This window comes from Streptomyces sp. NBC_01017 (genome assembly GCF_045162795.1).
Classification (GTDB): Bacteria; Actinomycetota; Actinomycetes; order Streptomycetales; family Streptomycetaceae; genus Streptomyces; species Streptomyces machairae.
The window spans coordinates 4,873,137-4,896,504 of the sequence record NZ_CP108683.1 but is presented as its reverse complement, the minus strand read 5'-3'; the positions used below and the strand labels follow the sequence as shown (position 1 = coordinate 4,896,504).

Annotated in this window: 20 protein-coding genes; 11 read left to right on the top strand and 9 right to left on the bottom strand. The window is 71.0% G+C overall.

The window, feature by feature from the left end; translation table 11 throughout:
- The first annotated feature begins 34 nt into the window (after positions 1 to 34).
- Genes OG331_RS22180 through OG331_RS22165 form a run of 4 tightly spaced genes read left to right on the top strand, consistent with a single transcriptional unit; the run spans position 35 to position 5,230 of the window.
- Positions 35 to 805, top strand: a complete 771-nt coding sequence (locus tag OG331_RS22180) for a redox-sensing transcriptional repressor Rex (protein WP_406198879.1) — start codon at positions 35 to 37, stop codon at positions 803 to 805.
- Positions 802 to 2,571, top strand: a complete 1,770-nt coding sequence (locus OG331_RS22175) for a glutamyl-tRNA reductase (RefSeq protein ID WP_406198877.1) — start codon at positions 802 to 804, stop codon at positions 2,569 to 2,571. Before OG331_RS22180 ends, OG331_RS22175 begins: the two co-directional genes overlap by 4 nt.
- Complete coding sequence (gene hemC, locus OG331_RS22170; protein ID WP_406198875.1) at positions 2,568 to 3,527, top strand: hydroxymethylbilane synthase; 960 nt, start codon at positions 2,568 to 2,570, stop codon at positions 3,525 to 3,527. Before OG331_RS22175 ends, hemC begins: the two co-directional genes overlap by 4 nt.
- Positions 3,524 to 5,230, top strand: a complete 1,707-nt coding sequence (locus OG331_RS22165) for a bifunctional uroporphyrinogen-III C-methyltransferase/uroporphyrinogen-III synthase (RefSeq protein ID WP_363033561.1) — start codon at positions 3,524 to 3,526, stop codon at positions 5,228 to 5,230. The genes hemC and OG331_RS22165 overlap by 4 nt, the downstream gene beginning before the upstream one ends.
- 201 nt (positions 5,231 to 5,431) lie before the next feature.
- On the opposite strand, the gene OG331_RS22160 is transcribed toward OG331_RS22165, so the two are convergent.
- Positions 5,432 to 6,820 (bottom strand): FAD-binding oxidoreductase, encoded by a 1,389-nt coding sequence (locus OG331_RS22160; RefSeq protein WP_406198873.1) that lies wholly within the window; start codon positions 6,818 to 6,820, stop codon positions 5,432 to 5,434.
- Positions 6,821 to 7,017: 197 nt separating this feature from the next.
- Here OG331_RS22160 and hemB point away from each other — a divergent pair, with 197 nt between their 5' ends.
- Both hemB and OG331_RS22150 read left to right on the top strand, forming a co-directional pair.
- The gene (gene hemB / locus OG331_RS22155) at positions 7,018 to 8,010 is read left to right on the top strand and encodes a porphobilinogen synthase (RefSeq protein ID WP_406198871.1); all 993 of its coding nucleotides are present in this window, start codon (positions 7,018 to 7,020) and stop codon (positions 8,008 to 8,010) included.
- 330 nt (positions 8,011 to 8,340) lie between these two features.
- Positions 8,341 to 8,697, top strand: coding sequence for a DUF805 domain-containing protein (locus OG331_RS22150; RefSeq protein WP_406210194.1), 357 nt, complete (start codon positions 8,341 to 8,343; stop codon positions 8,695 to 8,697).
- Positions 8,698 to 8,721: 24 nt separating this feature from the next.
- Here the strand turns inward: OG331_RS22150 and OG331_RS22145 are convergent, their stop codons facing one another.
- The gene (locus OG331_RS22145; RefSeq protein WP_406198870.1) at positions 8,722 to 8,916 is read right to left on the bottom strand and encodes a hypothetical protein; all 195 of its coding nucleotides are present in this window, start codon (positions 8,914 to 8,916) and stop codon (positions 8,722 to 8,724) included.
- Positions 8,917 to 9,208: 292 nt separating this feature from the next.
- Between OG331_RS22145 and OG331_RS22140 the strand changes: the two genes are divergently transcribed.
- Together OG331_RS22140 and OG331_RS22135 are read left to right on the top strand one after the other, a co-directional pair.
- Positions 9,209 to 10,429: a PLP-dependent aminotransferase family protein gene (locus tag OG331_RS22140; RefSeq protein WP_406198868.1), complete on the top strand. Its 1,221-nt coding sequence runs from the start codon at positions 9,209 to 9,211 to the stop codon at positions 10,427 to 10,429.
- 3 nt (positions 10,430 to 10,432) lie between these two features.
- Positions 10,433 to 11,284 (top strand): arylamine N-acetyltransferase, encoded by an 852-nt coding sequence (locus OG331_RS22135; protein ID WP_406198866.1) that lies wholly within the window; start codon positions 10,433 to 10,435, stop codon positions 11,282 to 11,284.
- 18 nt (positions 11,285 to 11,302) lie between these two features.
- Here OG331_RS22135 and OG331_RS22130 read toward each other — a convergent pair whose 3' ends face one another.
- Genes OG331_RS22130 through OG331_RS22120 form a run of 3 tightly spaced genes read right to left on the bottom strand, consistent with a single transcriptional unit; the run spans position 11,303 to position 13,849 of the window.
- Positions 11,303 to 12,112 carry a DUF4253 domain-containing protein gene (locus tag OG331_RS22130; RefSeq protein WP_406198863.1) on the bottom strand — a complete coding sequence of 270 codons (810 nt, stop codon included), beginning with the start codon at positions 12,110 to 12,112 and terminating at the stop codon, positions 11,303 to 11,305.
- Positions 12,113 to 12,167: 55 nt separating this feature from the next.
- A complete protein-coding gene (locus tag OG331_RS22125; RefSeq protein WP_406198861.1) occupies positions 12,168 to 13,013 on the bottom strand; it encodes a DUF2690 domain-containing protein in 846 nt (281 codons plus the stop codon).
- Positions 13,010 to 13,849, bottom strand: coding sequence for a peptidoglycan-binding protein (locus OG331_RS22120; protein ID WP_406198859.1), 840 nt, complete (start codon positions 13,847 to 13,849; stop codon positions 13,010 to 13,012). The genes OG331_RS22125 and OG331_RS22120 overlap by 4 nt, the downstream gene beginning before the upstream one ends.
- 318 nt (positions 13,850 to 14,167) lie before the next feature.
- Here OG331_RS22120 and OG331_RS22115 point away from each other — a divergent pair, with 318 nt between their 5' ends.
- Positions 14,168 to 14,608, top strand: coding sequence for a peptidoglycan-binding domain-containing protein (locus tag OG331_RS22115; protein ID WP_328880078.1), 441 nt, complete (start codon positions 14,168 to 14,170; stop codon positions 14,606 to 14,608).
- 93 nt (positions 14,609 to 14,701) lie between these two features.
- Here OG331_RS22115 and argS read toward each other — a convergent pair whose 3' ends face one another.
- The gene (gene argS / locus OG331_RS22110) at positions 14,702 to 16,462 is read right to left on the bottom strand and encodes an arginine--tRNA ligase (protein WP_406198856.1); all 1,761 of its coding nucleotides are present in this window, start codon (positions 16,460 to 16,462) and stop codon (positions 14,702 to 14,704) included.
- Positions 16,463 to 16,700: 238 nt separating this feature from the next.
- Here argS and lysS point away from each other — a divergent pair, with 238 nt between their 5' ends.
- The gene (gene lysS, locus OG331_RS22105; RefSeq protein ID WP_406210191.1) at positions 16,701 to 18,443 is read left to right on the top strand and encodes a lysine--tRNA ligase; all 1,743 of its coding nucleotides are present in this window, start codon (positions 16,701 to 16,703) and stop codon (positions 18,441 to 18,443) included.
- Between the two features lie 68 nt (positions 18,444 to 18,511).
- On the opposite strand, the gene OG331_RS22100 is transcribed toward lysS, so the two are convergent.
- The 3 genes from OG331_RS22100 to OG331_RS22090 form a co-directional block, all read right to left on the bottom strand.
- Positions 18,512 to 19,852 (bottom strand): DUF2637 domain-containing protein, encoded by a 1,341-nt coding sequence (locus OG331_RS22100; RefSeq protein ID WP_406198854.1) that lies wholly within the window; start codon positions 19,850 to 19,852, stop codon positions 18,512 to 18,514.
- 167 nt (positions 19,853 to 20,019) lie between these two features.
- Complete coding sequence (locus OG331_RS22095) at positions 20,020 to 20,922, bottom strand: DUF3558 family protein (RefSeq protein ID WP_406198851.1); 903 nt, start codon at positions 20,920 to 20,922, stop codon at positions 20,020 to 20,022.
- A 137-nt stretch (positions 20,923 to 21,059) separates the two neighbouring features.
- Positions 21,060 to 21,920 carry a DUF3558 domain-containing protein gene (locus OG331_RS22090; RefSeq protein ID WP_406198849.1) on the bottom strand — a complete coding sequence of 287 codons (861 nt, stop codon included), beginning with the start codon at positions 21,918 to 21,920 and terminating at the stop codon, positions 21,060 to 21,062.
- 215 nt (positions 21,921 to 22,135) lie between these two features.
- Between OG331_RS22090 and OG331_RS22085 the strand changes: the two genes are divergently transcribed.
- The gene (locus OG331_RS22085) at positions 22,136 to 23,329 is read left to right on the top strand and encodes an RtcB family protein (protein WP_406198847.1); all 1,194 of its coding nucleotides are present in this window, start codon (positions 22,136 to 22,138) and stop codon (positions 23,327 to 23,329) included.
- Positions 23,330 to 23,368: the final 39 nt, after the last annotated feature.

Below are 23,368 nucleotides of genomic sequence, written 5' to 3'. Positions count from 1 at the left end.
CCGCCTGCCCCCACGCTCTACCCGCAGGAGCACCGTGGCAACTGGCCGAACTCACCGACCGGCGACCCGTAGCCGAGGGATTCCCGAGGCCACCGTCGCCAGGCTTCCGCTGTACCTCCGCGCGCTGACCGCACTGTCGGAGCGCTCGGTACCCACGGTCTCTTCCGAGGAGCTCGCGGCCGCGGCGGGGGTCAACTCCGCCAAGCTGCGCAAGGACTTCTCGTACCTCGGGTCGTACGGAACGCGCGGTGTCGGCTACGACGTCGAGTATCTCGTCTACCAGATCTCCCGCGAGCTGGGGCTCACCCAGGACTGGCCGGTTGTGATCGTCGGTATCGGTAACCTCGGCGCCGCGCTCGCCAACTACGGCGGCTTCGCCTCCCGTGGCTTCCGGGTCGCCGCGCTCATCGACGCCGACCCGGCCATGGCCGGCAAGCCCGTCGCCGGAATCCCCGTGCAGCACGCCGACGACCTGGAGAAGATCATCCAGGACAACGGCGTGTCGATCGGTGTCATCGCCACCCCCGCCGGTGCCGCCCAGCAGGTCTGCGACCGGCTCGTGGCCGCCGGGGTCACCTCCATCCTGAACTTCGCGCCAACCGTGCTGTCCGTCCCGGACGGCGTCGACGTGCGCAAGGTCGACCTCTCCATCGAGCTGCAGATCCTCGCCTTCCACGAGCAGCGCAAGGCCGGCGAGGAGGCCCACTCCGACGGCGCCGGTCCGGCCGCCGTCACCCGCGAGGACTCCGACGCATCCGCCGACAAGGGACCGGACGGGGACGTACCCGCCGTGATGCCGGCATGAGTCTCCTCGTCGTAGGGCTGAGCCACCGCAGCGCCCCGGTCAGCGTCTTGGAGCGCGCCGCGCTGAGCGCGGACGCCCAGATCAAGCTGCTGCAGGACACCGTCGCCGCCGAGCCGGCGACCGAGGCCGCCCTGCTGGCCACCTGCAACCGCATCGAGCTGTACGCCGACGTGGACAAGTTCCACGCCGGTGTCGCCGAGCTGTCCACGCTGCTCGCCCAGCACAGCGGAGTGGGGCTCGACGAGCTCACGCCGTACCTCTACGTCCACTACGAGGACCGGGCCGTCCACCATCTGTTCTCGGTGGCCTGTGGGCTCGACTCCATGGTCGTCGGGGAGGGACAGATCCTCGGGCAGATCAAGGACTCCCTCGCCAAGGCGCAGGAGCTGCACAGCGCCGGACGGCTGCTGAACGACCTGTTCCAGCAGGCCCTGCGCGTCGGCAAGCGCGCCCACTCCGAGACCGGCATCGACCGCGCCGGGCAGTCCCTGGTCACCTTCGGCCTGGAGCAGCTCGCCGCCGGGGCGGACGTCACGGCGTGGGCCCGCGGCAGGAAGGCCCTGGTCATCGGGGCCGGCTCGATGTCCTCGCTGGCCGCCGCCACGCTCGCGCGTGCCGGTGTCGCCGAGATCGTCGTCGCCAACCGCACGTACGACCGCGCAGAGCGCCTCGCAGCCCTGCTCGGAGAGCAATATGGACTGGGCCTCGGTGAGACCGACGGTGCGGACGTGCCGGCCCGCGCGGTACCGATGGAGTCGGTGCCGTTCGAGCTGACACGTGCCGATGTCGTCGTGTCCTGCACCGGCGCGACCGGGCTCGTCCTCACGGCCGAGGAGATCGCCGCGGGCGTGGAGGGCCGTACCGGTCAGCCGGTCGCCTTCGAGGAAGCCGGCGACAGCGGCCGTACGGCTGCCAAGGCGCCGGCCGCCAGGAGTGCCGCCGACGCCGCCGACGTAAGGCAGACCCCGCTGCCGCCCACCAGCGTCGGCACCGATGAGGACTGCCCGCTGGATCTCGGCTCCGTGCAGGGAGGTTTCTCCGTCATGGGGGAGGCCGCCGTCGCCGGTATGGACGCGGCCACCCTGGAGCAGCACGCGGCCTGGGCCGCGGGCGGAGCCGTCGACCGCCGTGAGGCCGCCCGGCGCAGCCCCGAGGCCGACGCCGAGCTGATCACCGCGCTCGCCGCGACCGTGGCCACCGTCGGCCGGATCCCCGAGCGCCGCAAGCCCGAGCCGGTCGTCGAGGCGTCCCGCCCCGCGCCGGTGCTCGCCCTGCTCGACCTCGCCATGCCGCGCGACATCGACGCCGCCGTGCACCGGCTGGCCGGGGTGCGGCTGGTCGACATCGAGTCGCTGGCGGACGTCTCCGCCGACGCCCCGATGGCGGCCGACGTCGACCAGGTCCGCCGTATCGTCTCCGACGAGGTCGCGGCCTTCGGGGCGGCTCAGCGGGCCGCGCACATCACGCCCACCGTCGTCGCGCTGCGCACGATGGCCGCCGATGTCGTGGCGAGCGAGATCGCCCGTCTGGAGGGGCGGCTGCCCGCGCTCGACGACAAGCACCGCGGCGAGATCACGCAGACCGTCAAGCGTGTGGTCGACAAGCTGCTGCACGCGCCGACCGTGCGGGTCAAGCAGCTCGCGGCAGAGCCGGGCGGCGCGGGGTACGCGGATGCCCTGAGGACCCTGTTCGACCTCGACCAGGAGACGGTGGCCTCCGTCTCGCGCGCCGAGGACAGCACCGAGAAAGACCGAGGCCCACGATGACTCAGCAGGCACTACGGCTCGGCACCAGGCGCAGCAGGCTCGCCATGGCCCAGTCCGGGCAGGTCGCGGACGCCGTGAGCCAGGTGACCGGACGGCCCGTCGAGCTGGTCGAGATCACCACGTACGGCGATGTCTCGCGCGAGGCGCTCGCGCAGATCGGCGGCACCGGCGTCTTCGTCACCGCCCTGCGCGACGCGCTCCTCAAGGGCGAGGTCGACTTCGCGGTGCACTCCCTGAAGGACCTGCCGACCACGCAGCCCGAGGAACTGGTCCTCGCGGCCGTTCCCGAGCGGGAGGACCCGCGCGATGTGATCGTCGCGCAGGACGCCCTGAAGTTCACCGACCTGCCGCGCGGGGCGCGCATCGGTACGGGTTCGCCGCGCCGGATGGCGCAGCTCAACGCGTATGCGCGCAGCCACGGGCTGGACATCGAGACGGTCGCGATCCGCGGGAACGTGGATACACGGATCGGGTACGTGCGCGACGGGGAGCTGGATGCGGTGGTGCTTGCTGCGGCGGGTCTGCAGCGCATCGGCCGCATCGACGAAGTGACCGACTTCCTGTCGGTCGACACTGTTTTGCCCGCCCCCGGCCAGGGGGCACTGGCGATCGAGTGCACCGCGGACAACGCGGACCTGATCGCCGCGCTCGGGGAACTCGACGACCCGTTCACGCGGGTCGCCGTGACCGCCGAGCGCTCACTGCTCGCCGCCCTGGAGGCCGGTTGCAGTGCACCTGTGGGTGCGCTGGCCGACCTTCTGGCCGACGGGCAGATTGTCAAAGAAATGCGCCTGCGGGGCGTCGTCGGCACGACCGACGGCACTCGCATGGTGCAGCTGTCCACCACCGGTCCCGTGCCCGAGACGCACGACCAAGCGCTGGCGCTCGGTCGCGAACTCGCTTCCGAGATGCTTGCCCAGGGCGCGGCCGGTCTGATGGGGGAGCGAGCACAGTGAGCCCCACCACTCTTCCCGCCGGCCTTGAACACGGGCACGTCACCTTCCTCGGTGCCGGACCCGGGGATCCGGGGCTGCTGACTCTGCGCGCCGTCGAGGCGCTGGCGAACGCGGACGTACTGGTCGCCGAGCACGAGGTGCTCGACGTCGTACGCCAGCACGCCAGGCAGGGCGTCGCCGAAGTGCACACGGACACGGGTCCAGATTCGGACGCCGCCGTGGGCACAGGCACGCCTCAGCTAGCGGTTGTTGACGGCGCGTCAACAACCGCTGGGCTACCCGCAGTGCGGGATGCCGCACATCTTGTCATGGAGGCCGCACGGGGCGGCAGGCGGGTCGTGCGTGCGGTGTCCGGGGATCCCGGGCTCGACACGTACGCCGCCGAGGAGATGCTGGCGTGCGCCGCGGCCGGCGTGCCGTTCGAGGTCGTGCCGGGTGTCGCCGCGGCCGTGGGCGTGCCCGCGTATGCCGGGGTGCCGCTGCGGGACGCGCAGGGCGCGGACGTGCGGTTCGTGGACGCGCGGACGGCTTCGGACCGGTGCTGGACCGAGGTCGGGGCGTCGGACGGGACGGTCGTCGTGTCGACGACGCTGGATTCCGTGGGCGCGGCCGCCGGTGAGCTGGTGTCGGCGGGGCGCAAGCCCGATACGCCGATGACGGTGACCGTCGCCGGTACGACCACGCGGCAGCGGACCTGGAGCGCGACCCTCGGGACCATCGCCCAGACGCTCAAGCAGGCCAAGGTGCTGCCCTCGCCCGAAGGCGGGCGGCCGGTGATAGCCGTGGTCGGTGAGCGTTCCGCCGCCGCCCAGCGCGACCAGCTGTCGTGGTTCGAGTCCAAGCCGCTCTTCGGGTGGCGGGTGCTCGTGCCGCGTACGAAGGAGCAGGCGGCTTCGCTCTCCGACCAGCTGCGGTCGTACGGGGCCGTGCCGCACGAGGTGCCGACGATCGCCGTCGAGCCGCCGCGGACGCCTCAGCAGATGGAGCGGGCGGTCAAGGGGCTCGTGACCGGGCGGTACGAGTGGATCGCCTTCACCTCGGTGAACGCGGTCAAGGCCGTGCGGGAGAAGTTCGAGGAGTACGGGCTCGATGCCCGTGCGTTCGCCGGGATCAAGGTCGCCGCGGTGGGGGAGCAGACCGCGAAGGCGCTGATCGCGTTCGGTGTGAAGCCGGATCTCGTGCCCAGTGGCGAGCAGTCGGCTGCGGGGCTGCTGGAGGACTGGCCGCCGTACGACCCCGTTTTCGATCCGATCGACCGGGTGTTCCTGCCTCGGGCCGATATCGCTACGGAGACGCTGGTCGCCGGGCTCATCGAGCTGGGCTGGGAGGTCGACGACGTCACGGCCTATCGGACCGTGCGGGCTTCGCCGCCGCCGGCCGAGACGCGGGAGGCGATCAAGGGGGGTGGCTTTGATGCCGTTCTCTTCACGTCGTCCTCGACTGTGCGGAATCTGGTGGGGATTGCCGGTAAGCCGCACAACGTGACTGTGATCGCCTGTATCGGGCCGGCCACCGCGAAGACCGCCGAGGAGCATGGGCTTCGGGTGGATGTGATGGCTCCGGAGCCGTCCGTGCACAAGTTGGCTGAGGCGTTGGCCGAGTTCGGGTTGCGGCGGCGGGCTGCGGCGGTCGAGGCGGGGGATCCTGTTACTCGGCCGAGTGAGCGGCGGCCGGGGGCACGGCGGCGGCGGTCCACGACGTAGGTGTGGGCGGGGTGTGTTTCGCCCCCGCCGCCCCTACCCTTCCCGTCCTTGAAGGGGCGCTGCCCCTTCGACCCCGGCCCCTGGGGGCTGCCGCCCCCAGACCCCCGCTGTCGGCCTGAACGGCCTCGTCCTCAAACTCCCCCAGAGGGGGCACCCCCAGACGGGCTGGAATGCCTGGTCCGGCACCCACCTTCGGACGGGCTATAGCGGCACCGTGTGGCCGAAGCGGAGCAGGTTCGAGGGGTCGTAGGTGGATTTGTCCTGGGTCAGGCGGGTGCGGGTCTCGGGGGTCCAGGCTCGGGCCCGGTCCTCGGGGTCGCCGGGGGTGCCGTGGATGTTGATCATTGTGTGGCCCGTGCCGTAGGGGGCCATCGCTGTGTACAGGGACCTTGTGGTCATCTCTATGGCCTCTGCTGCCGGTGGGGCTGCCAGGACGCCCACCGATTCCAGCAGGTAGTTCGCGTCCCGGGAGCAGATCGCGTCCTCCAGGCGGGCGGGGCGGGCGAGGGCGCCGCCCATGTGGCGGATCTCCACCACGAGGAGGGGGCAGTCGGGGACGTCCGGGCCCACCTCGGACAGGAACGTGCCGATCGCGTCGGGGGTCAGGTCGCGTAGCAGGGCGCATGCCTCGCGGGCCGGCAGGGGGTCCTGCGGTTCCATGTGGATGCGGTCCATGGCCGCGTACGGCATCTCCTCCACCGTGTCGACCACCACCGGCGCCGCCGCGCGGATCGGGGCCAGCAGGCGCTCCCCCTCGGCCGGGTCCCCGGGCCAGGCGATCGCGACGCGGGCCCAGAAGCCGCCGCGCAGGGGTTCGGGGATCTCCGGGATGGGCGGGAGCCGGAGGAGGGAGAAGGTGCTGCACATCTCGTCCGGGACCGTTCTGGTCCAGTCGGCCCAGGCGTGCAGCAGTGCCTCTGTGTGCTCGCCCGAGGCGTAGATGCCGCCGCCGAGGATCGTGGGCAGGGGCAGCAACTCGCACACCATCGACGTCACCACGCCCACATTGCCCTTGCCGCCGCGCAGCGCCCAGAACAGTTCAGGCTCGTGGTCGGGGTCGGACTCGTACAGGGTGCCGTCGGGTGTGGCCACCTGGAACGAGCGGACCAGGTCGGTCGCGTAGCCGTAGGCCCGGCCGAGGACCGGCAGGCCGCCGCCCAGGGTGTAGCCGACCGCGCCGGCGTCCGTGGACGTGCCGCAGAGGGCGGCCAGGCCGTGCGGTGCGGTCGCGTCCAGGACGTGCCGCCACTTCGCGCCGGCCGCGACCGTCGCGAGGCGCCGGTCCGGGTCGATGCGTACGTCTGTCATGCGGGCCGTGCTGATCAGCAGGCCGTGGTCGATCGGGAAGTTCGCGCCGTGGCCCGTCGCCTGCACGGCGACCGGTGTGCCGGTGGCCGACGCCCAGCGCAGCGCCGTCACGATGTCGTCGACGTCCGTCGCACCCACGACCACGTCGGGCGTGTGCAACGCGGCCAGGTTGAAGCCGGTGACCTCCTCGGCGTAGCCGTCTTCGCCGGGGCGCAGGACCGGGCCGTGGATCTCGGAGAGGGCGAAGAGGTCGGGGGTGTTGAGGTGGTGGGTGGCGGTCATCGCGTCCTCCGTGGAGTGCGTACGTACGGAGGGACGGCGGCGGCGAGGCGGGTGGGGCGCGGCCGTCGGGGTCCTGGGAGGTCTCTACTTCAGGATGGACCCGGTGGGTGGGGGGCCGCATGCGGGCCGCCGGGGCCGTGTTCCGTCCGACGCCTCGTCGGCAAAGGCGGTGCCGACGCGGGCGTAGCGTAGGTGGCATGACGACGTACGGATCCTTCCCCGGTACGCGGCCGCGGCGTCTGCGGACCACCCCGGCCATGCGGCGGATGGTCGCCGAGACCAGGCTGCACCCCGCCGACTTCATCCTCCCGGCCTTCGTGCGCGAGGGCGTCAGCGAGCCGGTGCCGATCGCGGCCATGCCGGGGGTCGTCCAGCACACGCGGGACAGCCTGAAGAAGGCCGCCGCCGAGGCGGTGGAGGCCGGCATCTCCGGGATCATGCTCTTCGGGGTGCCCGAGGAGGCGAAGAAGGACGCCCTCGGGACTCCTGGGACCGATCCGGACGGGATTCTCCAGGTCGCCATCCGGGATGTGCGGGCCGAAGTGGGGGACGAGCTGCTCGTCATGTCCGATCTGTGTCTCGACGAGACCACCGATCACGGGCACTGCGGGGTGCTGGACGCGGACGGGCGTGTCGACAACGACGCGACCCTGGAGCGGTACGCCGAGATGGCGCAGGTGCAGGCCGACGCCGGGGCCCACGTGGTCGGGCCCAGCGGGATGATGGACGGGCAGATCGGCGTCGTCCGGGATGCGCTCGACCAGATCGGGCGGGAGGACGTCGCCGTCCTCGCCTACACCGCCAAGTACGCCTCCGCCTTCTACGGGCCGTTCCGGGAGGCCGTCGGCTCGTCGTTGCAGGGTGACCGGAAGACGTATCAGCAGGACCCGGCGAATGCGCGGGAGTCGCTGCGGGAGCTCGCCCTCGACCTGGAGGAGGGCGCCGACATGGTGATGGTCAAGCCGGCCGGGCCCTACCTCGACATCCTGGCGCGGGTCGCCGACGCGGTGGACGTGCCGGTCGCCGCCTATCAGATCTCCGGCGAGTACTCGATGATCGAGGCCGCCGCCGAGAAGGGCTGGATCGACCGGGACCGGGCCATCCTGGAGGCGCTGACCGGCATCAAGAGGGCCGGAGCCCGCAACATTCTGACCTACTGGGCCGTCGAGGCGGCACGGGGACTTCGCTGACGAAACGGCCGACGGCACGGCAACGGTTCCGGATCGGTCCGGCATCGGAACGCATTCATTTCGGCCACGACTGGAACTCGGATCGGGGCAGTTCCGGTTGCGGCGCCGGATCCTCGCGGGACTCGCGCGGGGATGCTCGGTGATCTTCGATGGATCTGTCCTGAATTCGACGGTCGCAGGCGGGCGGGATCAGGAGGGTGATCAAGGTTCGGCGCCATGAGCTGCGCAGACGAACCGAATTGACGGGTTCCCGTCAGTGTTCGTAGCTTCTGCGCCTGACCTGATCCGTTCCGGACGGTCAGTCATATGTCGATCCCTGGGGGGGATGCAGTGAACTGGTTCATCGAGGTGCTCAAGAAGTACGCGGTGTTCAGCGGCCGTGCGCGCCGCAAGGAATACTGGATGTTCACGCTGTTCTACCTGATCTTCGAGATCGTGTTCATGGCCGTCGGCTACGCGATCGACTTCCCGGCCCTCGTGGGCGTCTTCGTGGTCGCGCTCCTGCTGCCCAGCCTGGCCGTCGCCGTGCGCCGACTGCACGACACCGATCGCTCGGGCTGGTGGATCCTCATCGGGATCGTCCCGCTCGTCGGCTTCATCGTCATGCTGGTCTTCCTGTGCTCGGACACCCAGCCGGGCGCGAACAAGTACGGCCCGAGCCCCAAGGAGGTCCCGGCGCACGCGTGATGCCGTGAGCCGGTGATGTGGGCCTCAAGGCCTGAAGGCCGCCCGGATGTCGTCCGGGTGGCCTTTCGCCGTCCCCGGGTCATGGAGGGCGGCCGGGCCCTCGTCGCGCAGTCCCTGGCCGTCCTCGCACGCGGTCAGCGTGAGCGCGGCGATCGTCACCAGCGTGGCGGCGAGGAGCCGGGCGTACGGGCGACGTGCGGGGGGTGCGGACGCGGACATGCGCTGGGGCCTCTCCTTGGGTGGGGTCGGGGTCGGACCCCAGCCTGCGTGATCATCCCTCGCTGCCGCCAGCGTTCCCCGCGATTTCGGGACGCCCGAGCGGCGGAATGCGGGTTGAGCTGCGGGGACGTCATGTCCCAACGGCCTGGTGTGGGACGTCCGGAGTGCTGAAAGACCCCGCCGTGCGGCGGCGGAGTCCGCATACCGAAAAGCTGCCTGTAGGCGACACGTAGTTCTCTAGGCTGCCCGGCACGAGCCGTCAGGCTCGTCGTCGAGCCGAAGGAGCCGTGTCATGACCGTCACCGAGCCCGCGCCTCCCGCACCCCGCCACACCCCGGCCGCCGTGCCGCCGCTCGCGGCGCGGGCAGGGTCGGTCGGCGGGTCGCCCGTGCGGGACATCCTCGCCGTCACCGCGCGGCCCGAGGTCATCAACTTCGCGGGCGGGCTGCCGGCGCCGGAGCTGTTCGACCGGGAGGGCATCGCGGCCGCCTTCCGCGATGTGCTCGCCGAGACGCCGGAGCGGGCGTTGCAGTACTCCACGACGGAGGGCGAACCGAGCCTGCGCACCGGGCTCGCCGCGCGCATATCGGCCGGGGGCCTGGCGACGGACGCCGACGACCTTCTCATCACCACCGGCTCCCAGCAGGGTCTGTCGCTCCTGGCCACCGCGCTGCTGGATCCCGGGGACACGGTCCTTGTCGAAGACCCCTGTTATCTGGCGGCACTTCAGGCCTTCGGCCTCGCGGGAGCGCGGGTCGTGGCCGTGCCGGGGGACGCGGACGGGGTGGACGCGCAGGCGCTGGAGGAGCTGGTGGCGCGGGAGCGGCCGAAGCTCTTCTACACCGTGCCCACGTTCCAGAACCCGACCGGCAGGACCCTGCCCGGCGAGCGCAGAGCGGCCGTCGCCGAGGTCGCCGCCCGGAGCGGGGTGTGGCTCGTCGAGGACGACCCGTACGGCGAACTCCGCTACGAGGGCGAGCGCGTGCCCTGGATCGCGTCCTACCCCGGGGCCCAGGACCGTACGGTGCTGCTCGGTTCCTTCTCCAAGGTGATGGCGCCTGGCCTGCGGCTGGGCTGGCTGCGCGCCCCGGCAGCCCTGCGCCGGGCCTGCGTGGTCGCCAAGCAGGCGGCCGACCTGCACACGCCGACCCTCAACCAGCTCGCCGCCGCCAGCTACCTGACCGGCCTCGACGCACACGTCGCCCGCGTCAGGGACGTCTACCGCGAACGCCGCGACGCCATGGTCGCCGGCCTGCCCGAGGCCCTCCCGGAGGGGTCGGCATGGGCCCGTCCCGAGGGCGGCATGTTCCTGTGGGCCCGGCTGCCGGAGTCGTACGACACGACGGCTCTGCTGCCGAAGGTGGTGCGGCAGGACGTGGCGTACGTCCCCGGCGCGCCCTTCTACGCGGGCGAGCCCGACCGGTCGACCCTGCGGCTGTGCTTCGTGACGCAGACGCCCGCGGAGATCGGGGAGGGGCTGAGGCGGCTCGGGGAGGGCTTGCGTCAGTCTTAGGGCATGGCCGACACAGCGCAGACGGTTCAGGCGGCGGGGTTCGACCTCGACGCGTATCTCCGGCGGATCGGTCGGGAGGGCGAGCGGCGGGCCGACGTGGCGACGCTCCGGGGCGTGCATCTCGCGCACATGAGGGGCATCCCCTTCGAGAACCTGGACGCCCTGCGGCTCACGGCGCCCTCCCTCGACCCCGCCGACCTGATGGCCAAGCTGGTCCACAGCCGGCGCGGCGGCTACTGCTACGAGCACAACACGCTGCTCGCGTGCGCGCTGGAGGCACTGGGCTTCGGCGTGACCCGGCTGGCCGCGCGCGTCGTGGTGGGAGCGGACCGTGTCGAGAGCCGCCCGCGCACGCATATGGCGCTGCTCGTCGAGGTGCCCGGCGACCCGCAGCCGTATCTCGCGGACGTCGGCTTCGGCGCGATCGGCGCGCTGCTGGAGCCGGTGCCGCTGACGGCCGGTGTCGAGTTCCGGGACGCGGAACGCCGGCACCGGCTCGTCCACGCCCCGTACCACGGGCCGCTGGAGCTGTGGGTGCTCCAGGCCCACGACCGGGCGAAGGGCGACTGGGCGGATCAGTACGCGTTCACTCTGGAGCCGTTCGAGAAGCCCGACTTCGAGGTCATCAACTGGCACATCGGCACCAATCCGCGCTCGCCCTTCACCCAGCGTGTCTACGTCCAGAGCGTCACCGCCGAACGTCACCTCCTGCTCAGCGGCCGGCTGCTCACGCGGACGCCGGTGGACGGGGCGGTCGTCGAGCGGGAGGTGACGCAGGAGGAGCAGGCGCGGCGGTTGCTGGACGAGGAGTTCGGCATCGAGGTGCCGGACGGGATGCGGCTGCTGCCGGAGTGACCGGGAAGGGCGGGGCGGTCAGTCCCACCAGAAGTGCCAGGCCGGCTGGTTGAGGAGCCGCTTCTCGGCGTACGCGTGCACGGTGCTGTCGCCGCTCTGCAGGATGTTGTCCGGGCAGAACGCGAAGTGCTCGGCGGCGACGGCCTCCGCCTCGGCCTCGGTGGTCGGCGGAAACGCGACGGAGACGAGCAGGTGGTCGAAGCCGAGCGCCACGACCCGTATGCCGAAGCGGTCCTCCCAGGAGCGGAGCACCGCGCAGAGGCGAGCGGTGTCGCCCTCGTGGTTCACCGGGCCCGTCCAGCCGATCGCCGCCGGAACGTCCGCGCTGCGACGGGCCGGGACGAGGGCGAGGCGGGGGTCCTCCAACAGGCCGCCGCTGTCCAGCAGGGAGTCCGCGATGTCGACGGCGACCGAGTCCGGGTCGTCGGCGGGGACGGCGCCGGAGGAGGCGGGTGCGTCGGCCAGGCCGGGCCACTCCTCTTCCGTCTCCCCGGCCGCGTACTCGTCCCAGAGGTCCGCCAGCACCTCGTCGGCGTCGTGATCTCCCGGGTACGACATCGCCTCGGGCGTCAGCTCCCACATCTGCGGGCCGCCATGGCGGCCGCCCGCGTCCAGGACGACCGGCAGCAGGCCGGCGGTCCGCCGGGCCGGGGCCAGCGCGGCCCAGGCGCCCGGCACCGCCGGCTGGTCGGCGAGCCACAGCAGCGGCCCGTGCGATTCGTCCTCGCAGGTCGCGTCGAGGAGCCTGCCGGGCGGGAGTTGGAGACCGAGCGCGGCGCCCGTCGGGTCGGTTGCGAGCTTCGGCAGCGGGTTCGGAAGAGTCGCCATGCCGGTGACTGTAGAGGCCGGCACTGACAACTCATCCGGCGACTCATCCGGCGACTCATCCGGCCACTCGGCTGTCGAAGCACTCCTTCCCGTCGCCCGCCGCCGGTCGGAAGCAGGCGCGGACCGCGGTTCCGGGCCGAGCAGCGGTCATCGGGGTGTAGATGTAGGCGTCCGCGTCGATGGCGTCCTGGACCTCGGCGCTGCGGACGGGACCGTCAGGGACGTCGGCGCCGCTGCGGTCGGCCGCCGACATCTCCAGCCGGTCGCCCACGCGCGTCCCCCACATCCGGGCCCAACTCGTCCCGCACTCCTCGCTGTAGCGCAGCTCCAGCCAGGCGCCGGTGGTGGTGCGGTGCCTGGCGAGGGTGACCGGAGTCGCAGCGCACTTCATGTGCATCGGGCTCCTGCCCTCGCAGGCCGCCCCCTGGCAGTGGGGCCAGGCCGCGGACGGCGGCGGGGCCAGGGCCGACCCCGGCTCCCCCTCCGGGTGCGGCAGCAGCAGGGCCACCGCCGCGACGCCCCCGAGGACCACGGCACACACCGACGCGAGCACCGCCAGGGCTGTCGCACTGCGGTGGGCGGCACGTCCGTCCGCGGGAGTCCCGGCACCCGTGACCTGCTGAGGACACGGAGACCGTGGGCCCTCCCGGGACCGCCCGCTGCTCTCCGACTCAGCGATCTCCCACAGGGCCAGACAGCGCCCCTCCGGCTCGCCCGCGAGACGGCACAGGTCCTGTACCGCGTCGCGCGGGGGCAGGGTGCGGCCGTTGAGGTAGCGGTCCCAGGAGGACTTGCTGAACGCCGTCTTCGCCGCGAGGCCGACCAGGCTCAGGCCGGTGCGGACCTTCAACTCCCTGAGCGCGCAGGCCAGTCGGGCCCGTTCCGGTGACGGGGTCGTCATCGCCGTAGGGCCTTCCAGGTGTGCGGGCCGATGATGCCGTCCACCACCAGCCCCGCCCGCTGCTGCGCACGCCGGACCGCGGCCTCCGTCAGCGGACCGAAGATCCCGTCGATGCCGCCCGGCGAGATGCCCGCCCGGCGCAGCAGACACTGCGCCTCGGCCACCTCCGGTCCCGCGTGGCCGTTCGCCAGGATGGCGCCCCGGGTGGGGCTGATGCCCGCGTACCAGCGGCCGCCGACCCGCTCGACACGGCAGGCGTAAGCGGGCGCCGACTGCGAGGACGATGCCGGTGCCGACGCGGCGGACGCGGCGAGGGGAGCCGCTGTCTCTCCCGCGCCGCCGAGGAGCCGTACGGCGAGGAGGACCGCCGACGAGACGGCCAGCACCAGGGCCACGGTCCCCGCGACCAGGGCGACCCGCAGCGAACGCGTCGGCGAACGTGCCCCGTCGGGCCGGGACGCGGCCGCGGTCTGAGACCCGGCCGTCAGGATCTCCGGCTCCGGCTTCGTTGCTTCCGGCATCGCCGCTTCCGGGCCGGGCGTGTGCACCGCGGGCGCCTCGCCGCGTCTGTTCCCCCACGCCTCCGCCGCGACCTCGCGCAGGGCCAGCCACCGCGTCGGATCCTCACCCCCGATCCGGGCCAGCGCCTCGACGGCCTGCGGCGGCGGCAACGAACGGCCGCCCAGATACCGCTCCCATGACTTCGGGCTGTACCCCGTCCTCGCGGCCAGCTGCCGCAGGCTCAGCCCGCTGTGGTCCTTCAGCCGGCGCAACCGCACCACCAACTGCCGTACGCGCGGATCGAGTTCCGCGGGCAGCACTGCCCAACGCGACATGTTCCCCCCATTCGCGTTCACGGTCCGGCACGCGGTCCGTGGTCAGCGGCCCCCATGCCCCGTCGCATTCTGCATCAGCATCCACCGCCCGCACCGGGAGATGGTGCGCGTAACGGTACGAAATCGGCCAACCGCTCGCCACGGGCGTCCCGCCGTGACGTCACGCCGCGACAAGTTTCCGCAGGTCAGCGAGTGGGACGTCCCGCGGTGACGTCACTTCGGCGGCAACTGTGGCAGGCCTGGCCGCCCGCCCCGCACGCTCGTTTCGCCAGCCCGGCGGCAGGGGCCGCCACCCGAGACAGAGCGAGAGGGAAACGCATGCGACCGAATGTCTGGACGAGGACCCTCGTCAGCGTCAGCGCCGTGATCGGCCTTGCCGCCGGAAGCCTCGCCACCGCGGGCACCAGCTTCGCGGCACCGGACACACAGCCGGCCGTGAGCTCCGAGGTCTCCGTCCTCGCGGTGAACAACCTCGGCCTGAGCGCCGCCGAGGCCAAGAAGGTCCAAGGCTGGCTGAAGCAGTACTGGGGCTACACCGGCGCGATCGACGGGCAGCTCGGCACCAACAGCTGGAAGGCGTTCCAGCGCTGCCTCAAGGAGTACTGGGGCTACACCGGCGCGATCGACGGCATCGTCGGATCGGGCACCATCAAGGCGCTGCAGCGGCTGCTCCAGCACTACGGCTACACCGGCGCGATCGACGGGATCGCCGGCTCGGGCACCAAGGCCGCGTTCAAGAACTTCGCCAACAGCCGTTAGGTGCACAGCTAGGCGCACTGCCGTTCCGTACCAAGACAGCGGCCCGTCCTCTCCCTCGGGGAGACGACGGGCCGCGCGCGTGTCCTCGGACGCTCAGAGGCGCTCAGGCGTCCGGATGCCCAGCAGGGCCATGCCCTGGTGCAGCGTCCGGGCCGTCACGTCGCACAGGAGCAGACGGTTCTCCGCCACGTCCTTCGGCGGCTCCGGCTTGATCACCGGGCACTTGTCGTAGAACGACGTGAACAGCGACGCCAGCTGGTACAGGTACGCGGCCAGCTTGTGCGGGGCGTACTCCGCGGCCGCCTCGAAGACCGTGTCACCGAACGCGTCCAGGTGCAGGCCGAGCGCCCGCTCCGCCGCGTGCAGTTCCAGCTCCGGGTGCGCGGCCGGCCGGGTCTCGCCCGCCTTGCGCAGGATCGACTGGATACGGGCGTACGCGTACTGGAGGTAGACGGACGTGTCGCCGTTCAGCGAGACCATCTGGTCCAGGTCGAACTTGTAGTCCCGGTTCGGCGACGTCGACAGGTCCGCGTACTTCACGGCGCCGATGCCGACCTGTGCGGCCCGCTCCTGGATCTCGTCCTCGGTGAGGTCCTGTGCCTTCTCCCGTACGACCTCCGCGGCCCGCTGCACCGCCTCGTCCAGCAGGTCCTCAAGGCGTACGGTCTCGCCCTCACGCGTCTTGAACGGCTTGCCGTCCGCGCCCAGCACCGTGCCGTAGCCCATGTTGTGGGCGGTGACGCCGTCGCTCAGCCAGCCGGCCCGCCGGGCCGTCTCGAAGACCATCTTGAAGTGCAGGGACTGGCGTACGTCCACGACGTAGAGCAGCGACGTCGCGTGCAGGTCGGCGACACGGTTGCGGATCGCGGTCAGGTCGGAGGCCGCGTAGCCGAAGCCGCCGTCGGCCTTCTGCACGATCAGCGGGACCGGCTGGTCGTCCTTGCCGCGGATCTCGTCGAAGAACACCACGAGCGCGCCCTCGGAGCGCACCGCGACACCCATCTCCTCCAGGAGGCGGGCGGTCTCGGGCATGCCCTCGTTGTACGCGGACTCGCCGACGATCTCGTCGTCGCGGATCTCCATGTCCAGCTTCTCGAAGACCGAGTAGAAGTAGACCTTCGACTCGTCCACGAACTGCTGCCACAGCTCCAGCGTTTCCTTGTCGCCGGACTGCAGGGCGACGACCCGCTTGCGGGCCCGCTCCTTGAACTCCTCGTCCGAGTCGAAGACCGCGCGTGACGCCTTGTACACCCGGTTCAGGTTGCTCATCGCCTGCTCGCCGTCGACGTCGGCCGCGGGGGCCAGCTCGCCGGGGTTCTCGAACAGGTACTGGATGAGCATGCCGAACTGGGTGCCCCAGTCGCCGATGTGGTGCCGGCCGATCGTCTTCTCGCCGGTGAAGTCGAGCATGCCGCGCAGGGCGGCGCCGATCACCGCGGAGCGGAGGTGGCCGACGTGCATTTCCTTGGCGACGTTCGGCTGGGCGTAGTCGACGACGGTGATGCCGGGGGTGTCCTTGCGGGGGACGCCGAGGCGTTCGGAGTCCGCGTAGCGTGCCGCGAGGTTCTCCGTGATCGCCTTGTCGGAGACGGTGATGTTGAGGAAGCCGGGGCCGGAGACTTCGACATCCTTGACCACGTCACCGGTGGTGATGTTGCCGACGACCTGGGTGGCCAGCTCTCTGGGGTTGGCCTTGGCCTTCTTGGCGAGGGCGAGAATGCCGTTCGCCTGGAAGTCGGCCCGGTCGCTACGTCGCAGCAGCGGGTCGACGTCGGTCGCCTCCGGCAGGGTGGCCGAGAGGGCGGACGTGAGCTGCTGTTCGACGGAAGCGCTGAGGGGCGTGACCGAGGCCATGGGGTGGGAGCCGTTCTCCTCGTGGGTTTGGTAGACGTGCTCAGTATCCCATGGGGGGTAAAGCGGATTTCGCGGCTGCGGGCCGGTGGGGGCTTGTCGCGCAGTTCCCCGCGCCCCCAGAGGCGGCTGCGCCGCCTGTCGGGGCGGTCGTGCAAAGGCGTTTTCGTTGTTGCCGTCCTTGCTGGGACAATGAGGGCGCCAGCCGTTGACCGTACGGCTGCCCTGGAGAAAGAAGGACGTGCCGATCGTGGCTCAGAGCACCGAGACCACCGACTGGGTCTCCCGTTTCGCGGATGAGGTCATCGAGGAGTCGGAGCGTCGGGCCCCGGGCAAACCGGTCGTCGTCGCGTCGGGACTCTCCCCCTCCGGACCCATCCACCTCGGCAACCTCCGCGAGGTCATGACCCCGCACCTCGTCGCCGACGAGGTCCGGCGGCGCGGGCACCAGGTCCGGCATCTGATCTCCTGGGACGACTACGACCGCTACCGCAAGGTGCCGGCCGGTGTCGCCGGGGTCGACGAGACCTGGGCCGCGCACATCGGCAAGCCGCTGACCTCCGTCCCGGCGCCGAAGGGCTCGGCGTACCCGAACTGGGCCGAGCACTTCAAGGCGGCGATGGTCGAGGCGCTCGCCGAGCTGGGCGTGGAGTTCGACGGGATCAGCCAGACCGCGCAGTACACCTCCGGGGTGTACCGCGAGCAGATCCTGCACGCCATGAAGCACCGCGGCGACATCGACGCCGTCCTCGCGCAGTACCGCACCAAGCCCAAGGGCGGCGCCAAGAAGTCGCAGAAGCCGGTCGACGAGGCCGAGCTGGAGGCCGCCGAGGGCTCCGGCGCGGCCGGCGAGGACGACGGCAGCTCCGGCTCCGCCGGGTACTTCCCGTACAAGCCCTACTGCGGCAACTGCGAGAAGGACTTCACCACCGTCACCTCGTACGTCGACGACACCACCGAGCTGACGTACACCTGCAACGAGTGCGGGTTCTCCGAGACCGTCCGGCTCAACGAGTTCAACCGCGGCAAGCTGGTCTGGAAGGTCGACTGGCCCATGCGGTGGGCGTACGAGGGCGTCGTGTTCGAGCCGAGCGGTGTCGACCACTCGTCGCCGGGGTCGAGCTTCCAGGTGGGCGGCCAGATCGTCGGGATCTTCGGCGGCAAGCGGCCGATCGGTCCGATGTACGCCTTCGTCGGCATCAGCGGCATGGCGAAGATGTCCTCCTCGCGCGGTGGGGTGCCCACCCCGTCCGACGCGCTGAAGATCATGGAGCCGCAGCTGCTGCGCTGGCTGTACGCCCGCCGCAGGCCCAACCAGTCCTTCAAGATCGCCTTCGACCAGGAGATCCAGCGGCTCTACGACGAGTGGGACAAGCTCGACGGGAAGGTCGCGGACGGGTCCGCGCTGCCCGCCGACGTCGCCGCGCACTCGCGTGCCGTGCGCACGGCAGCCGGTGAGCTGCCGCGTACGCAGTGCCCGCTGCCGTACCGGACGCTCGCGTCCGTCGCCGACATCACCGCCGGGCACCAGGACCAGGCGCTGCGGATTCTCTCCGAGCTGGACCCGGAGAACCCGCTGGGCTCGCTCGACGAGGCGCGTCCCCGGTACGACAAGGCCGAGGCCTGGATCAACACGCAGGTGCCCGCCGACCAGCGGACCATCGTGCGCGACGAGCCCGACGTCGAGCTGCTGAAGTCCCTCGACGAGGCGTCCCGGCAGTCGCTGCGGCTGCTCCTCGACGGACTGGAATCGCACTGGTCGCTGGACGGGCTGACCCACCTCGTCTACGGCGTGCCCAAGGTGCAGGCCGGGTTCTCCGCGGACGCGACGCCCAAGGAGCTGCCGGCCGAGATCAAGACCGCCCAGCGGTCGTTCTTCGCGCTGCTGTACCACCTGCTGGTCGGGCGGGACACGGGGCCGCGGCTGCCCACGCTGCTGCTTGCGGTGGGGCAGGAGCGGGTGCGGGCCCTGCTCGGGGAGTAGGCGATACGGGAAAGGGGGCCCTCGGCGGAGGGCCCCCTTTTTTTGAGCTCAAGATTCTGTGCTCAGAGTCAGGCGATGTGGTCCTCTTCCAGCTCCGCCGAATGGCGCTTCTGGAAGCGTTCCGTGAGGGTCTTCAGCGCGCTGGGGCTCAGCGACGTGCCGTATGTCGCCTGGATGTTGTCGCCCAGGACACGGGGCGTGGGGTAACTGCCGTCGATCGACTGACGGAAGATCTGGTAGTAGTCGTCGTCGTTCGGCTCCGCGGGCTCCGGAGGACCGCCGCCCTCGCCGAGCTGGCGGGTGCGGTTGCCGGTCACGGGGATCGGGAAGGTGCCGGTGTCCTCGGGGGAGGGCTCCTGGACGGGCGGTTCCTGCTGGTACTGGTCCTGGTACTGCTCCGCCTGGAGCTGTTCCTCGTACCACTCCTCGTAGTGGCCCTGGGGGTAGTACTGGGCGTCGTAGCCGCCCTGGTACTCGACGTTCCGGGGGGTGTTGAACCAGTCCTGCACGTACTCCGGCTGCTCGGCTCCGGGCGGGCGGACCGGCTCGGGGCCGGCCAGCTCGGGGCGCTGCTCGCCGGCGGGTGCCGTCTGCCGGGGGACCGGCGGCGCCGTGGCCGCGCGAGGGTCGGAAGCGTTGCCCGGCGTCGTACCGGCCATGTCGGCGGGCGACGCAGCGGCGTCCAGGGCCTGCTTCGGCGCCGGCGGCAGCAGCGCCGGCTCGATGCCCGCCGCGGCCAGCCCCGCCGGAGCCGTCTGCGCCAGCGGAACCCCGTACCGCGCCAGACGCAGCGGCATCAAGGACTCCACCGGCGCCTTGCGCCGCCATGCCCGGCCGAAGCGGGAGCGCAGACGGGCCTGGTACACCAGCCGCTCCTGCTCCAGCTTGATGACCTGCTCGTAGGAACGCAGCTCCCACAGCTTCATGCGGCGCCACAGCAGGAACGTCGGGACGGGGGAGAGGAGCCAGCGGGTGAGGCGGACGCCCTCCATGTGCTTGTCGGCCGTGATGTCCGCTATGCGCCCGATCGCGTGGCGGGCCGCTTCCACCGAGACCACGAACAGGATCGGGATCACGCCGTGCATGCCGACGCCCAGCGGGTCCGGCCAGGCCGCCGCGCCGTTGAAGGCGATCGTCGCCGCCGTCAGCAGCCACGCCGTCTGGCGCAGGAGCGGGAACGGTATGCGGATCCACGTCAGGAGAAGGTCGAGGGCGAGCAGGACGCAGATGCCTGCGTCGATGCCTATCGGGAAGACATAACTGAAGTTCCCGAAGCCCTTCTGGATGGCCAGCTCGCGGACGGCCGCGTACGAACCGGCGAAGCCGATGCCGGCGATGATGACGGCGCCGAACACGACCACACCGATGAGAATGCGGTGCGTCCGAGTCAGCTGCAGTGGCGCGGCCACTCGTACTCCCCTCCCAGTGCATGTTGTTGCGCGCAACAGGGTGGCACATCTGTGCGGCGTGCGGATTGCCGGTACGGCACGAGCCCGGTCCCTTCAGGGGGCCGGGCTCGTGCAACAGGCATGGCTGAGCTGCGAGTTGTGACTCAGCGGTGGGGCAGGTGTGACGGTCAGCTCTTCTTCGACGCTGACTTGGACGGGGAGCCGGCCGCCTTCGAGGAGCTCCCGGAGGGCGACTTCGAGGGAGCCTTCGAAGTCGACTTCGACGGGGCGCTGCTCGGCGTGCCCGCGGTGCCGCCGCCGCTGCCGTTCGCCTTCGTCACAGCGGCCACCGCCTCCTTGGCGGCCTTGCGCGCGAGCTTGTCCATGGACTCCGTGCTCGGGGTCTTCTCACCGGCCAGACCGGCGCCGTTGTAGTCGAGCGTCACGACGACGTTCTCGACCCGGGCCACGATCGTCTCCTGCCGGAAGGAGCCCTCCTTCTTCTTCAGGTCGTAGCGCACCGCCGTCGCCTGATCGCCCACCCCGGCGACCGGCTCCGACTTGGCGTTCCTCGCACCCGACACCGACTTCGCGTCCTTGGCCTGCGTCTCGTAGTACTCCTGCGCCCGCTTGTCGCCCGAGCGCGAGGCGTCCGACTCGAAGCGCAGCAGGGAGACGTTGAGCCAGCGGAACTGCGAGCCCTTCACGCCGTTGTTGTCGAGGCTGCTCCAGGAGCAGGAGCCACGCGTCGACGCATCGTCCGACGAGCCCTCCTTGCCGGACTTGGCCTTGGGGGCGAGTTCCTCCAGCGTCTTCTTCGACAGCGCCTTGCACGCCTGCGGAAGCGCCTTGTACGCCGCCGCCTGCACCGTCGGCGACGGGCTCGCGGACTCGGACGCCGACGCCGAGGCCTTCGTGTCCCCGGCGGCCTTGTCGTCCGAACCGGAGTCCGAGGAGCAGCCCGCGGCGATCAGCACCGCGGGCACGACGGCCGCGCAGACAAGGGCACGCTGCAGGCCGTGAAGGCCCTGCCCCCGCTGCTCGCGCTGCTCACGCCCGTCACGCTGTTCTCGCTCTGCTACTCGCTGCATGGTTCCTTCACTCATGACTGACACTCGTGGTCCCTGCGGTCGGATCGGGTCCGAGGGGCCACGGTACGCGGTGAAGAAGGTGTGTGGTCTCGTTTCGGTTACGTCGCACTCGGGCGCAAGAGGGTGCGCGAGGGGCGCTACTCCGCCAGTTCGTCGGCCAGTTGTGCCGCCAGTTTCTGGGCCCTGTCCTGCATTTCCTCGCTGTCCGGGACCGTGCCGACGGTGGCCGGCTGCTCCTCGTACTCGATCGTCACGATCACGTTGGACGTGCGGAACGCCACAGTCACCTTGCGCTGCTGGGCCGTCGAACCGGAGCTGCTGAGCTTGTCGTCGAGGAAGGCCTCGTCGCCGAGGTCGTCGAGCACACGGGGCTGGAGGTCGGCCGAGGTCGAGGCCGAGGCGGACGGGGAGGTGGAGGCCGAGGCGGAGGGCGAGGAGGACGCGGACGCCGACGGTGAGGCCGGGGACGAGGGGGCGGACGAGTCGCTCGGATCGGCGGAGGCGGTGCCCTCGCCGGTCGCGGTACTGCCGGACTTGGTGCTCGTCGGCTCGGGGAGGTCGGCCGCCTCCAGCAGGGCCGCGAAGAGCTGCTCCGCCTCGCTGTCGTCGCTGACCGACGTGTCGTACGACACCACACGCTCGAAGTCGACGAAGAGATGGTCCGTGGCGTCGCTCGACTCGACCTTCCAACGGCAGCCGACCTTGCGGTCGGTGTCGTAGGTGAGCGTCGGGGCGCCCTCGTACGCCTTCTCGCGCTGGTCCTCGTCCGTGATCTGCCGGACGCCCGGCAGGAGCGAGTCGAGCGTGTCCTCGCCGACCACGCCGCACGGTTCGGGGAGCGTGTCGTAGCGGCCGGGCTCGGCCGCGGCGGTCGCCGTGCCGGAGTCGCCGGGGTTGGAGCCGTCGGTCGTGCCGCCGTCGTCGGAGCTGCCGGTGCAGCCGGCCAGCAGCGCCGCGAGGAGGGCGGCGACGCCGGATACGTAGGCCTTCCGCTGCACGGTCAGGCTCCTCTCGACGGTGGCTTCGTGGTCGGTCCGTTGCCGGTCTTTCAGTGTCCCCGCTGGTTATTCGCTTGCCGCACGGGGGCGCCCACTGGAGACAATGTGTATCGCACGCACTGCCGTGGGCGCCGGTCCGCTGTCCCTTTCGTCGACCTTGGTGCCGGTTTTGCGATTTCAGACTTGTATTTGTTTTCCGGGGGATTGAGGGCGTTATGTCGTACGTGGAGATGCCGGGCGCGAAGGTTCCCATCCGTATGTGGACCGACCCGGCGACGGTCGAGGACGTGGCGCTGCAGCAGCTGCGCAACGTCGCGACCCTGCCGTGGATCAAGGGCCTCGCCGTGATGCCGGACGTGCATTACGGGAAGGGGGCGACGGTCGGGTCCGTCATCGCGATGCGGGGGGCCGTGTGTCCTGCTGCGGTGGGAGTGGACATCGGCTGCGGGATGTCCGCCGTCAAGACGTCGCTGACGGCCAATGACCTGCCGGGGGACCTGTCGCGGCTGCGGTCGAAGATCGAGCAGGCGATTCCGGTGGGGCGCGGGATGCACGACGATCTCGTCGACCCCGGGCGGCTGCACGGCTTCGGTACGGCCGGGTGGGACGACTTCTGGGGGCGGTTCGACGGGATCGCGGATGCGGTCAAGTTCCGTCAGGAGCGGGCCGGCAAGCAGATGGGCACCCTGGGCGGCGGTAACCACTTTGTTGAGGTTTGCACGGATACGGACGGTTCTGTCTGGCTGATGCTGCACTCCGGTTCCCGGAACATCGGCAAGGAACTGGCCGAGTTCCACATCGGCGTGGCCCAGAAGCTCCCGCACAACCAGGGCCTGGTCGACCGCGACCTCGCCGTCTTCGTGGCGGACACTCCGCAGATGGCGGCGTACCGGAACGACCTGTTCTGGGCGCAGGAGTACGCCAAGTACAACCGCACGATCATGATGGCGCTCCTGAAGGACGTGGTCCGCAAGGAGTTCAAGAAGGCGAAGCCGACCTTCGAGGCCGAGATCAGCGCGCACCACAACTACGTCGCCGAGGAGCGCTACGACGGCATGGACCTGCTCGTGACCCGCAAGGGCGCGATCCGGGCCGGCTCCGGCGAGTTCGGGATCATCCCGGGCTCGATGGGCACGGGTTCGTACATCGTCAAGGGCCTCGGGAACCCGATGTCCTTCAACTCCGCCTCGCACGGCGCGGGCCGGCGCATGAGCCGTAACGCGGCGAAGCGGCGGTTCTCGACGAAGGACCTGGAGGAGCAGACGCGGGGTGTGGAGTGCCGTAAGGACTCCGGCGTCGTGGACGAGATCCCGGGTGCGTACAAGCCGATCGAGCAGGTCATCGATCAGCAGCGGGACCTGGTCGAGGTCGTGGCGAAGCTGAAGCAGGTCGTCTGCGTGAAGGGCTGAACGAGGCAGGCCCCCGGTGTGAACCGGGGGCCTCGCTCA

What these genes read in the sequence shown, in the direction of transcription:
- OG331_RS22130 (WP_406198863.1), bottom strand. Translation starts at nt 12,112, where the DNA reads ATGGCGACTCTTCCGAACCCGCTGCCGAAGCTCGCAACCGACCCGACG.
- hemC (WP_406198875.1), top strand. Translation starts at nt 2,568, where the DNA reads ATGACTCAGCAGGCACTACGGCTCGGCACCAGGCGCAGCAGGCTCGCC.
- OG331_RS22160 (WP_406198873.1), bottom strand. Translation starts at nt 6,820, where the DNA reads ATGACCGCCACCCACCACCTCAACACCCCCGACCTCTTCGCCCTCTCC.
- OG331_RS22120 (WP_406198859.1), bottom strand. Translation starts at nt 13,849, where the DNA reads ATGTCGCGTTGGGCAGTGCTGCCCGCGGAACTCGATCCGCGCGTACGG.
- hemB (WP_406198871.1), top strand. Translation starts at nt 7,018, where the DNA reads ATGACGACGTACGGATCCTTCCCCGGTACGCGGCCGCGGCGTCTGCGG.
- OG331_RS22175 (WP_406198877.1), top strand. Translation starts at nt 802, where the DNA reads ATGAGTCTCCTCGTCGTAGGGCTGAGCCACCGCAGCGCCCCGGTCAGC.
- OG331_RS22140 (WP_406198868.1), top strand. Translation starts at nt 9,209, where the DNA reads ATGACCGTCACCGAGCCCGCGCCTCCCGCACCCCGCCACACCCCGGCC.
- OG331_RS22115 (WP_328880078.1), top strand. Translation starts at nt 14,168, where the DNA reads ATGCGACCGAATGTCTGGACGAGGACCCTCGTCAGCGTCAGCGCCGTG.
- OG331_RS22085 (WP_406198847.1), top strand. Translation starts at nt 22,136, where the DNA reads ATGTCGTACGTGGAGATGCCGGGCGCGAAGGTTCCCATCCGTATGTGG.
- OG331_RS22145 (WP_406198870.1), bottom strand. Translation starts at nt 8,916, where the DNA reads ATGTCCGCGTCCGCACCCCCCGCACGTCGCCCGTACGCCCGGCTCCTC.
- OG331_RS22095 (WP_406198851.1), bottom strand. Translation starts at nt 20,922, where the DNA reads ATGCAGCGAGTAGCAGAGCGAGAACAGCGTGACGGGCGTGAGCAGCGC.
- OG331_RS22135 (WP_406198866.1), top strand. Translation starts at nt 10,433, where the DNA reads ATGGCCGACACAGCGCAGACGGTTCAGGCGGCGGGGTTCGACCTCGAC.
- argS (WP_406198856.1), bottom strand. Translation starts at nt 16,462, where the DNA reads ATGGCCTCGGTCACGCCCCTCAGCGCTTCCGTCGAACAGCAGCTCACG.
- OG331_RS22125 (WP_406198861.1), bottom strand. Translation starts at nt 13,013, where the DNA reads ATGACGACCCCGTCACCGGAACGGGCCCGACTGGCCTGCGCGCTCAGG.